The 12,535-nt window shown below is 41.5% G+C and carries 8 protein-coding genes; 7 read left to right on the plus strand and 1 reads right to left on the minus strand.

Annotation, left to right across the window (positions count from 1 at the left end):
- A partial coding sequence (locus QM629_RS11625) for a hypothetical protein (RefSeq protein WP_415160042.1) occupies positions 1 to 281 on the plus strand: 281 nt, incomplete at its 5' end.
- Between the two features lie 201 nt (positions 282 to 482).
- Here the strand turns inward: QM629_RS11625 and QM629_RS11630 are convergent.
- A complete protein-coding gene (locus QM629_RS11630; protein WP_415160043.1) occupies positions 483 to 1,235 on the minus strand; it encodes a GntR family transcriptional regulator in 753 nt (250 codons plus the stop codon).
- A 243-nt stretch (positions 1,236 to 1,478) separates the two neighbouring features.
- On the opposite strand from QM629_RS11630, the gene QM629_RS11635 reads away from it, so the two are divergent.
- The 6 genes from QM629_RS11635 (at position 1,479) to QM629_RS11660 (ending at position 12,254) form a co-directional block, all read left to right on the plus strand.
- Positions 1,479 to 2,696 (plus strand): MFS transporter, encoded by a 1,218-nt coding sequence (locus QM629_RS11635; RefSeq protein ID WP_415160044.1) that lies wholly within the window; start codon positions 1,479 to 1,481, stop codon positions 2,694 to 2,696.
- Positions 2,697 to 2,771: 75 nt separating this feature from the next.
- A complete protein-coding gene (locus QM629_RS11640; RefSeq protein WP_415160045.1) occupies positions 2,772 to 4,265 on the plus strand; it encodes a hypothetical protein in 1,494 nt (497 codons plus the stop codon).
- Positions 4,266 to 4,308: 43 nt separating this feature from the next.
- Positions 4,309 to 7,500 carry a SusC/RagA family TonB-linked outer membrane protein gene (locus QM629_RS11645; protein ID WP_415160046.1) on the plus strand — a complete coding sequence of 1,064 codons (3,192 nt, stop codon included), beginning with the start codon at positions 4,309 to 4,311 and terminating at the stop codon, positions 7,498 to 7,500.
- A gap of 19 nt (positions 7,501 to 7,519) precedes the next feature.
- Positions 7,520 to 8,956 carry a RagB/SusD family nutrient uptake outer membrane protein gene (locus tag QM629_RS11650; protein WP_415160047.1) on the plus strand — a complete coding sequence of 479 codons (1,437 nt, stop codon included), beginning with the start codon at positions 7,520 to 7,522 and terminating at the stop codon, positions 8,954 to 8,956.
- A gap of 36 nt (positions 8,957 to 8,992) precedes the next feature.
- Positions 8,993 to 11,512 carry a hypothetical protein gene (locus QM629_RS11655; RefSeq protein ID WP_415160048.1) on the plus strand — a complete coding sequence of 840 codons (2,520 nt, stop codon included), beginning with the start codon at positions 8,993 to 8,995 and terminating at the stop codon, positions 11,510 to 11,512.
- A gap of 64 nt (positions 11,513 to 11,576) precedes the next feature.
- On the plus strand, positions 11,577 to 12,254 hold the full coding sequence (locus QM629_RS11660; RefSeq protein ID WP_415160049.1) for an SGNH/GDSL hydrolase family protein: 678 nt from the start codon (positions 11,577 to 11,579) through the stop codon (positions 12,252 to 12,254).
- Positions 12,255 to 12,535 lie beyond the last annotated feature (281 nt).

A 12,535-nucleotide genomic window follows, 5' to 3' on the forward strand; every position in this document is an offset into this window, starting at 1 on the left:
CAACCAATGGCAGCTATGTTAAGCTTGTAACAAAGTCTTCCACCGGCGGGGCAATAGGCGCAGCCATGCTGCTGAAAGTAATGAGCGGTGACCAGATCAATACAGCTGTTGATTATTACTGGCCTTCAGCCACCATGACGGCCTCCCTGCCGACGCCTGTACACGAAACCTCTACGTGGGGCCTGGCAGGCTGTGCTAAAAGATACTTTATAATTTACCCCGGGTATTTGAAATCATGTTTCTATTTTATTGATGCCGCTATACCGCAATCTAAAATTTAAAGTATTGAAAATCAGCAGATGGTGAGTAATAGTTTCAAGGTGAAGCTGGATATACAAAATTTAATTAACAGAAAAATTTACCTGCCGAAGATGGAAAAGGAAAAGTTGATGAATTGCAATTTACCTTCAGCTTAGTAGTTAAAGTAAAAGTCAGGGCATAAATTATGGCTATTAATATTCATAGTTGTATGAACTTTAAGTTTAGATTTCTCCGTGTGCGTTTATCGCAAATCTGTATTTATCCCCACGATAATAAGAACGTTCCAGTTCAATGACTTTATCATAAGAAGTTAGTATAGCGCTGTCAAGGACAAATACAGGTATCGGAATTGTATTGTCAAAATTATTTTCTTCATCGCCTGGCTTAAAAATGTCTGTACCCATAGTTTGCGTAATATGCAGCTTACCAAGCTGGTATTTCTCCTCGTAAAGTTTATAATGGGAGACGTCAGTTGGAAGTAAGTTGATCTTAGGGCAAAGTGTAAGCGAAATATATTTTATTTCATCTTTCATCAGAATATCGCTGGCATACCTTAACTGATGCACTTTTAATGCGGGGCCCTCAATTATATAATGCCTGCCGTTTATTTCAGAAGATATGCCGTCGTTAAAAATGGTTTTTTCAAGAATGATATTTTTGGGTTCAAATCCTTCTGCTTTTAGCTTCTCATGAAAACCAATGCGAGTATCTCCTATTGAGCCCAGCGTACGTAACAAATGCCGGTCCTGCGTGCGGTTCAAAACAAAAGTGCCTTTTCCTTTAATACGTCTTGCCCATCCCTTCAACTCAATTTCCAATAACGATTTCCTCGCTGTGGTATTACTAACATGGTACTGGTTGATAATTTCATTTTCAGAAGGTATTTTATCGCCGGGCAAATATTCACCTTGCTGTATTTTATCAATGATCTGGCGGCTGATCATTAAAAACTTATGTTTTTCTTCTTCCTTCATAATATTAACGCACTAAGGTAATTATTATAAAATTGATACACTCTAACTTTCCCTAAGTGATGCATTTAGGGAAATATGTTGGTTGATGATCTGCGCAAATCATCGAAGACTGCGAACTGAGAATATTAATATGGAAGCTGTAAATTATTTTTCGACAGCGTTTTAAAATATTTAAAAATAAATTTTGTTGTTTGAAGAGAACAGGTAAATTTGTCTCATTGATTGCTTAGTGCGTTAACTATTATGAATAATATTAAACTGCGATGGCTTGTTGTTGGATTTCTGTTTATTGCCACAGGACTAAGTTTCCTTGATCGGCAAGTGTTATCTGTAGCTATTATTGAAATACAGAACGAATTTCAGTTAACAGATGTTGAATACGGATGGATAAATACCAGCTTTTTAATAGGATATGCACTAATGTTTACCGTGGGTGGCTGGCTTATTGACCGGTACGGTGGGCGGCTTGGATTGGCGTGCTCAGTTGGCGTATGGTCGGCGGCGAATATAATGCATGGTGTAATGAACGGATTCATTCAAATGGCATCCTTTCGTTTTTTGCTTGGCTTGGGCGAAGGAGGATGTTTTCCCGGAGCTGCAAAATCCGTATCAGAGTGGTTTGGAAAAAAAGAAAGGGCTTTGGCCAACGGTATAGCAATCGGTGGTTCAGCGGTCGGTGCTGTTATAGCGCCACCGCTTACTATCTGGATATCGGGCAACCATAGTTGGCGCTGGAGTTTTGTACTACCGGGAATCATTGGTTTACTATGGGTAATTGGCTGGCTTTGCATATCGCAACGAAAATCATTGAAAGAGAGCAATTTGAACCCCCTTTCAAAAACAAAAATTCCCTTTTTAGAAATTTTGCGGGTGAAGCAGGTCTGGGTTTTTGTCGTTATCCGATTTTTACTTGATCCCGTCTTGTATTTTCTCATGTTCTGGATACCGAAATACCTTAGTTCGGAAAGAAACATGGCTTATGAACAGATAGGAAACCTGTTTTGGATTCCATTTCTCACGCTGGGGATATCAAATATTATCGGCGGCTGGCTTTCAGACAAGCTTATATCCAGGTTTAAATTCTCCCTGAACAAGTCACGAAAAACTGTTATGGGCGTTGCGGCATTGCTTACCATGGTAGCGCCCCTGATTGCTTTTGTTTCTTCTGTTCAGCTTGCCATAACATTGATGGCGGTAATTACGTTTGCCCACGGTTTCTGGATAACCAATTATATAACGTCTATAGCAGATGTTTTTGGAGGGGCTGCCACATCAACAGTTGTAGGCATCTCCGGTACGGCGGGCACCCTTTCGGCATTGCTGGTAAATCCGATGATCGGTAAAATGGTTTCAAGTGCGGGCTATGCACCTTTATGGATTTTATCAGGTATTATGTATCCCCTGGGGTTTGTGATACTACTTTTATGTATTCCTAAAATATCGCCATTAAAACTAAAATAACTGTTAGAACAACAGGAAAGAATAATATTAACCATTCAAACTTAGTGCGTTAAGAATTTAAAACAAAGCATTAACATGAGTACAGATACAAACCAGCAAGGTCATTTTTCTATCAGCCGGCGGCAGTCTCATTCCCCTGCACGCATCGGCGTATTTGGTGTAGCCTATTATAAATACTGGGCACAGTTTGAAGGCCTGCTTGAAGACATGTATAAAAAACAACAGTATTTTATTGAAAAAATAGAAACGCGTGCCGTTGAAGTGATTGATTTTGGATTGATTGATACGGTTCAGAAAGCCTATGAATTAGTGCCAAAATTAAAAGCCGCCAATCTTGACATGATCTTTTGCGACATGGTGACTTACGCTACCTCCAGCACTTTTGGCATCATCATTAAAAGCATAGATATACCCATTGTGCTGGTGGCATTACAGCCTGATAAAGCCATGGACTATTCCCGTGCTTCGACCTACATGCAATTGTATAACGATGATATATGTTCATTGCCCGAATTTGCTGGTGTAGCTGCCAGGATGGGAAAGCCCGTGCCTGAAATGATAATCGGTACTTTACATAACGATGAAGCAGCCGACAACAGGGTGGCTGAATTTTGCCGGATTGCCAAAGTACTGCACGATTTAAAAACCGCCAGGATCGGGCATATTGGCCACCCCATAGAAGCCATGCTGGATATGCATTCGGATGCTACGATGCTTACCGCATTTTTTGGCGCTCATATAGTACAATGCGAAGCGAACGGGATTGTTTCCGGATTTAAAGAAGCCGATAATGCCACTGTATCAATTTTAAAAGAAGATATTTTAAGCTTTTTTGATACACCCGATCCTTCATCTGACCCGATTGCAGAAAAGTTAAACGAAGCAGACCTTGAAACTGCGGCAAAGGCCACGGTAGCGCTTCAGAAATTTGTACAGGAAAAAGAACTGGACGGACTGGCCTATTATTATGAAGGGGAAGAAAACAGCCTTGAGCGCCTTGTAATGTCTAACCTCATCGTAGGCAATTCCCTGCTTACCTCCCGTGGTTTTCCTATGTGCGGCGAAAGCGATCTTAAAACGTGTTTCGCCATGTTCATTATGGACAGGCTTGGCATCGGTGGCAGCTTTGCAGAATTTCATCCTGTTGATTTTAATGAAGGCTTTGTGCTTGTGGGTCACGATGGCCCGCACAACATTGCTATTGCAGATGGTAAGCCCGTACTGCGAAGCCTTCAGAAATACCATGGAAAATATGGTTCCGGCGCCAGCGTAGAATTTAAAATAAAGGAAGGACCGATCACCATGCTCAGTATCAGTTCCACCTATAACGGTAAACTAAAATTTATTATAGCGGAAGGAGAATCTGTTGCCGGCCCCATTCCACCAACCGGCAACACCAATACCAGAGGTTTCTTTAAGCCGGATGTAAGAACATTCCTGTACCGGTGGATGAAAGAAGGGCCAACGCACCACTTTGCATTAGGCGTTGGCCATCATGCTTTAACCATTCAGAAAATAGGGGCATACCTTGGCATTGAAACTGCGCTTGTACAAACCACAGAAAACTAAAAGCCATATAGAAAATCAATTACAAACCTCTAATTATTCCATTATGAAACAACTCGGGTTACACAAAATGTTGCCGAAGAAACTGGCGCTACTGGTATTCAACCTGGTTTCATGCTGCCTGATTGTAACAGCCCAGCAGCGAATTGCCGTTAAAGGAAAAGTAACGAATGCTTCCACCTCTGCGCCGGTGTCAGGTGCAAGTATTGTTGAAAAAGGCACAAAGAATGGTACATTAACTGATGCGGAAGGGAACTTTATAATTACGGTTCCCGCAAGTGCAACACTTACTACAACGTATGTTGGCTATCAACCTAGTGAATTAAAGGTAGAAGGCAAAACGTCTGTAGTTGTTGAGCTTGTTGAAGATGAAAACGGACTGAACGATGTAGTAGTTGTCGGCTATGGATCGCAACGTAAAAAAGACCTTACAGGTTCCATTGCAAACTTAACTGCAAAAGACCTTGTGCCCATACCGGCAGCAAATACTTTCGATCAGATGATGCAGGGCAAGGTGGCCGGCGTGCAAATTAACCAAACATCCGGCGCTCCTGGCGGAACGGTGAATGTATTAATACGGGGCGTAAATTCCATTACCGGTGGCAATCAGCCATTGTATGTGGTGGATGGGTATGCAATTGGTACCAGCGGCGGTGGCAATGTAAGCAGTTATGCATCCGGATCGTACTCTGTAAGCGGGTTAATGGGCGTGAGCGGTATTAACAGGGTCAACCCGCTAAGCAGTATCAACCCGGTAGACATTGAATCAATACAGATATTAAAAGATGCTTCTGCCACCGCCATCTATGGTTCAAGGGGCGCCAACGGGGTTGTTATCATCAATACAAAAAGAGGAAGAAGCGGAAAAGCAAGCATTAGCTTTGAACATTCTACCGGCTTGCAGGAAGTGCAGAAAACACTTGATTTGCTAAGCGCCAGCGAGTATGCCCAGTTTGTTGCAGATGGCAGGGATAATGCCTGGGTTTATTTAGGCGGAAATGCCTCTGACCCCAACAGTGTGCGGGGTACAGGTCAATATGTAAAACCTGCATTCAGAAACCCTGAACAGTTTGTTGGCAAAGGCACAGACTGGCAGGACCTGATCTTCAGAAAAGCCCTGGTGCAGAACTACCAGCTTTCCGCAATGGGCAACAAAAATGGCGTAAGATATTTTGTATCGGGCGGTTATATGGACCAGGATGGAATTATCATCGGTTCAGATTTTAAAAAATTCAATACAAGGGCCAATCTTGATGTTGACCTTACTTCGAGGCTAAAACTTGGGGTGTCGTTTGCCGGTACTTATTCCTACGGCGATTTTGCCCGGGCTGAAGGGCATTTGCAATACCGGGGTTTAATTTCTGCAGCCACAGCAAGCGATCCTACCATACCTGTTTATGATGAAAACGGCAATTATTATTCTGAGTTTTCTGATCCATTAGGTATTCCGGTAGAACATGTTTTGCTTATTAATGATGAATTTTCTGACAAAAGAAAAAATGCCAGCGTATTTACCAACAACTACCTTGAATATAAAATAGCTGACGGGCTAACATTCAAATCAACCTTCGGCGTAAATTATTCCAGCAATCAAACGCGTTTATGGAAGTCTTCAAAAATTGGCATTGCTACCAGCAGGACCGGCGCTGCTATAGCCAGTGTAACACGCTATAATTCGCTGAACTGGCTGAATGAAAATACACTGAACTATAAAAAAGTAGTTAATGGAAAGCACAGCTTTGATGCTTTACTTGGCCTTTCATCTCAGAAGAATTCTGATGATGTGGTACAGGTTGGCGCCACTGATTTTCCTACCGATGATATTCCATTAATTGCCGCCGGCATTGTTAGCGATGGAACTGATTACACTACTGAATGGTCTATGGTTTCCTATTTTGCCCGCTTAAATTATGCGTTCGATGATAAATACCTTATAACGGGCACACTGCGCCGTGATGGAAGTTCCCGTTTTGGTTCAGATAATAAATGGGGAACTTTCCCTTCCGTATCGGCAGCTTACTGCATTTCAGAAGAAAATTTCCTAAAAAATATAAAGGCAATAAATGAATTGAAAATCCGCGCCAGCTACGGTTTATCAGGCAATAACCTTATCGGTAATTATGCCAGCCTTGGGTTGCTGGGCATATCGTCCACTGTTTCAAACGGCCAGGTTGTTTCCGGCGTGGTACCTGCTTCTCTTGCCAATAACCTGCTTCGGTGGGAAAAATCACATCAAACAAATATCGGTCTTGATTTATCGTTGTTTAATAACCGTATTTCATTGACTGTAGATGCGTATAGAAGCCTTAAAAAAGATTTATTGCTTTCTGTTGCTTTACCTGCTGCTTCCGGCTTTTCTTCTTCTGTTCAAAATATAGGAAAGCTTGAAAATAAAGGCCTTGAGTTTACATTGAATACAGATAACATAGTGGGTGAAAATTTTAAATGGAGCTCTAATTTTAATATCAGTTTTAACAGGAACAAAGTACTGGAATTAAATACGGAAAATGCAATAATCAGCACATCGGATTACCAGGTGGCGCAGGTAGGTTATCCTATAGGAAGTTTCAGGCTGATGAAAATACTTGGCATTTTTCAGACCGAAGAAGAAATATCGAAAAGCCCGTTGCAGAACCCTAAAGTGCAGCCTGGCGACTACAGGTATGAGGATGTTGACGGAAATGGCACCATCACCCAGGCAGATAAAACTATTGTAGGTAACCCCTGGCCCAAATTTACATGGGGCTTTAGTAATAATTTTTCTTATAAGAACTTTTCTCTCGGTATAGACATCTATGGATCCAAGGGAAATGATATGTATTTCCAGGGCGGGGAAGTTCTCTTAAACGCAGCGGGTGTTCAAAACCAACTGGCAATGGTAGCAGACAGGTGGCGTTCGCCGGAAGAACCCGGTGCAGGTAAAATAGCAAGGGCCATCCGGAACGATTATGCTTTTGGTTTTGGCACCAACTCAACAAAGCTTTTGTTTGATGGTTCGTACATAAGGGTTAGAAATATAAACCTTGGCTACTTACTTCCTGCCTCGTTTACAAATAAGGTACATATCCAGGCAGCATCTGTATTTGCCAATGTTACAAACCTTATCACATTCACCGATTATCCCGGCTATGACCCTGAAATAACAACGAGTGGCGATAATGTAGGCATGGCCGGCGTTGATTTTTTTGCCTATCCCAACCCCAGGACTTATTCGCTGGGTGTAAGGGTTACATTTTAATTATTAAAAACCAGAAAACATGAAATCGAAATATTTTTTAATTCTCCTGGTTGTAACAGGTCTGACCTCCTGCAAAAAATTTCTTGACCTTACCCCCAACAGCCAGATGAGTGACAATGAATTTTATAATAATCAAAACGACTTTGAAAGGGCATTGCTTGGCGCCTATTCTAACATCCGGGACTTATACAGCGGCAGCGCTATCCTGTACGCAGCAGATTTAAGAACAGATAATGCCGAGATTAACTGGTCTTCGCCATCAACTGATGAAATGCAGATGGAACAGAATGCCCTTACTTCTTCAAATGGTTATGTAAACAGCATCTGGAATACCTGCCTTAAAACCATATCAAAATGCAATACCATTTTAAACAGGATTGAAGGTGTGGATTTTGCGGAAGCCGATAAAAACAAAATCATTGGCGAGACAAAATTCCTGCGTGCCCTTAGCTTTTTTTACATGGTGCAATTGTTTGGTGAAGTTCCGGTTACATTTGAAGAGTTTACCAACCCGGAAGAAATACTGGCCGCCGATTTAACCCGCAAACCCGTGGATGAAGTGTATAACGTGATCATTGACGACCTCACAAGCGCTGAATCACTATTGCCGGCAACATTGAACAGTGATAAAACAAGGGCTTCCATTGGCACGGTTAAAACCTTGCTGGGCAAAGTATATCTTACAAGAGGCAATTACGATTTGGCCGCCGCAAAATTGAAAGAGGTTATAGACCTTGGTCAATATAAATTACATGATGATTATGCCTCGCTTTTTTCATTAGGTAACAACAATCTTGATGAGTCTATATTTGAGATACAATTTGTTAGCGGCAAAAGCCTTGGCAATAATTATTCAGCCGTTTTCACGCCGGCTATCACCAGTATGGCTTTATTTCCCGGCAATGCACAGGGCTCAGGGAGAATTACACCTACGCTCAATATGTTCAATACGTATGAAACGGGAGATGAAAGAAAAGCAGCCTCAGTAAATGATTCGGTACCACTTATAGATGGTACAAAATCTTATTCCCGCTATGCACTAAAGTTTGTGGACTGGGAAGCTGTTTCCACTTCTGATGGGGCTGTTACATTTACAGTACTGCGGTATGCCGATGTGCTGTTGATGCATGCAGAAGCATTGAATAATTTAGATAAAACAGCAGAAGCGCTGGTTGAAATAAATTTGGTAAGACAAAGGGCAGGTTTGCCAGGTTTAACAGGCCTTGATAAGGCTGCGACTGCATTGGCATTGGAAAGGGAAAGAAGGGTGGAATTTATGTTTGAAGGCCACCGCTGGTTCGATCTTTTGCGTACCGGTAGGTTAAGGGATGTTGTTAATGCCTATTATGTTGAAAGAGGGCTAGGCTTTGCCATAGAGCCATACGAAACATTATTCCCGGTTCCTTTATCGGAAATCCAGTTAAATTCAGATTTGACACAGAATGAAGGATACTGATTTGTTTTACGTTATTGAACAGAAGAGCAAATATCTATGTACAAAAAAATAATTGCTGGAATATTCCTGGCTGCATTGCCGTTTTACCTGTTTGCACAATATGAACTTGCACCGTTAAAAGGAAAGCCGTTTCACAATATTGTTTTGGAAGCTTCTTTAAAACCGTTTAAGGTTAAAAAAGATAATTACATACGTGCCGTTGCCCGGGAAATATTTACACAGTGGCAATCTTTATTAAGGCATACGGATACTGTTTCCGTGATGTTATGGACGGGCGATGGTTCAGAAATACTGGACTATAAAGGTGATATGCAACAACGCCTGGAATGGTCAATGTACATGGGTAATCCCAATACAGATCATGAGGTAGGCTCCGGCCCGGAAGAATTATCCATCCATGAAAGGGCATATCTCTATATTGACAATCCGCCGAAATTTAATTATGGCGACCTGAAGTTTATAGTACAGGCATTAAAAGAAGAAGGAAGAAAAATAACCGGCAAGCCGGTATTGGTGGGTGCTACATTCGACCCGGGGCCTGAGTTTGCCAAATCTGAATTCAAATACAAAAGGCACCCGGAAATATTAGGCGGCAGTGCTATGGGCCATAAAACTTTTGTGAATTGTTATGCTGTTTTAAATGGTGATAAAGAAAAGTATGCCGGCTTCCCGGATGGCATACCGGAGAACACGCCTTTCGGAACCTTTTTTGGCAGGCAAAGCCAGCATTTCTTAACCGATCTGCAGTTTGATTACATCTGGTTCAGCAATGGTTTTGGATTTGGTGCAGAAGGTTGGTCATCTACCGGCGCCACTTTTACCGGAAAAGATTTTAAGCAGGATGAACTGCCGGGCTTTTCAGAAAAGATACTACAATTCTGGAAGTTGTTCAGAGCTGAATGTCCCGATTTTCCAATTCAGACAAGAGGAACAAACCTTTCAGTAGGTACAGACCTTGCCCGCGATGCAGTAAACCTGAAAGCCATTTATGAAGGAGGGTTTAATATGCTGCCGCCGCCTAATTCACCATGGGCGGCACTGGATGGTGATTTTGGTTTGGAAATGGCTGGTTACATGTCCCGCATGGCGCAGTTGCCGGATAGCAGGTTTCCCTTCCGTTATTACACCCATGATCCCTGGTGGCTGAACAGCCCCTGGCTTGACAGATATGGGAGGGAACCGCATGATATTTATTTACCCATGTCGGTAAGCCGGATAGATGAAAACGGCAACATTTGCGTACCTACGCAACTGAACTTTTTAACGATTGATGATACACATGGCAACATGCCTGCCCAGGTGCCGGATGAAGTGATACCCCATATTTTAAAGGCTCGTTATGATATGCCCACAGCACCGGGCCCGCTGGTTTGGGTTTATCCGTTTGATGAATACCATGACTGGGCTTATACGCAAAAAGGCAGGCTTTCAGAAGTGTATTATGGCGACTGGTTTATACGCCAGGCCATTAATAACGGGCTGCCTTTAAATACCGTAATATCAACTACTATCTTTCAATCTGTAATTGCCAGGCAACCGGAATTATTTAAAGAATCGGTATTGATTACAATTGTCCCGGATGCCGGAACACCACTCGAAAAAAAGTTAATACAATTTGTACAAAATGGAGGAAAGCTGATTGTTTTTGGCCCGGCAGACCACGCAAGCCTGGAGTTTCTTAAGCTGCTGAACATTAAAAACGAAAAACCGCTGGATGGCATATTCAACCTGGAGATAAAAGATCAGCCCGATCAGCTGAATATAAAATTCCCTTCAAAAATAAATCATCGTTCCCTCTTTAATGGCGGCGGTATTGCAACCGTTTTGCTTGACCGCAATGACAAACACACTAAAATACTTTCGCAAGTAAAACAAGACAACCAGGCAAGAGATATTGCATGGGTTAGGCAATTACAGGAATGGAATGGCGGCAAAGTATTGTATATAAGAGGTACCAACAGCAGCATTTTTACCGGCGGCAGGCTGCTTACGCCCGATGATCCGTCGCAATATTTTTCAGGGCCGGTTCTGTTGCGATATGCATTGCAGGAATTTGGTTTAACGATTGCTGTAGATAAACTTTCTCCTGAAATTAAGAGTCCTGTTTTAACCATTTCCCGTTCAGCTAATGCATTTATTTTCTCCGGTTATAACCCCAACAGCACCGTAAAAGAGCGGTTTAAATTTATACAGGGCGCTCCATTGCTGCTTGGTCTTGAAACAATTTTAAAAGAGGGTTTTTCATCTTATACAATGCCAACATCCTGGAACCGTATATGCCGCATTTTTGTAGAACAAAATGAAGGTATGGTTTCTCACAAAGAATTGCACTCCGGTGAAAAAGATATTAATAAACGCTATCAGGTTAGCGGTCTTAAATCGGCTACAGTAAGAGTATATGCAGATAGCGACACAGATGAGACGCATTTTCATGCTTATGTAAACTCGGCTTACCCCTGGCGCAAAGGGAAATATCCGTTCCGTTTAAAAAATGATTCATACGGAAAGTATTTTTTGATTGAAAATGTAACAGGTGATCTTGTGGTTTCCTGGTAAGGAACAAAGGAAACTGCCATTTACAAAAAACTTAATTATGAAAATTTTCTTATGCGTCTGCATAATGCTTTTACTAGCACGGCCGCTTCCTGCGCAAATAGCATCGTCTGAAACATATTTATCAGAAATTGTTGAACAGCTCAATATCCAATGGCCTAAGAATAGAACGATCAACCTGGTGTTTCACGGGCACTCTGTTCCGGGTGGTTACTGGAATGACCATCGTGTGGAAACACTGTACTCTTATCCTTACCTGGTGCTTAAGGCATTAAAAGAAAAATACCCTTATGCATTGATCAATATAATTGTTACAGCAAAAGGCGGTGAAAACTCGGTTGACGGCCAGAAGCGTTTTAGTGAGGTTCTCGCTTATAAGCCGGATGTTTTATTTATTGATTATGCGTTGAATGATGTTGGTATAGGATTAGATAAGTCAAAGGCTGCATGGGAGAAAATGATAAAGCAGGCGCAGGCCGCAGGCATAAAAATAATTTTGCTTACGCCGTCGCCTGATCAGCGCATAAACCTTGCTGACAGTAATAATGTATTACGCCAACATGCTTCGCAAATAAGAAATCTTGCCGGTGCTTATCATACAGGACTTGCAGACAGCTATTCTTCTTTCGAACAGGTTTTACAAAAGGAAGGTTCTATTAAACCTTATATGTCATGGGTTAATCATCCAAATGAAAAGGGGCACATGCTTATCGTGGAAGGAGTTGCAAAATATTTTGGATTATAAGTAGATTAAAGTAAGCTTATTTTCTATTTATTAATCGTTTAGTAAAATAGGGCTTATCTTTTCGTTAGGCTGCATATCTGATGTGGCTTACATGAAAATATTTTTGCACCTGCTTTCTGTTATTTTTTCTGTTGTTCATAAAATCTTCTACTTTTAAGTTAAGTATAATATGACGTATAATTATAGTACATTTGTAAAACCATTTACAAATGTACTATAATTATACGTCATATTATACTTAACTTAAAAGTAGAAGATTTTATGAACAACAGAAAAAATAA

The sequence above is a fragment of the Parafilimonas sp. genome (genome assembly GCF_047606085.1).
Taxonomy (GTDB): Bacteria; Bacteroidota; Bacteroidia; order Chitinophagales; family Chitinophagaceae; genus Parafilimonas.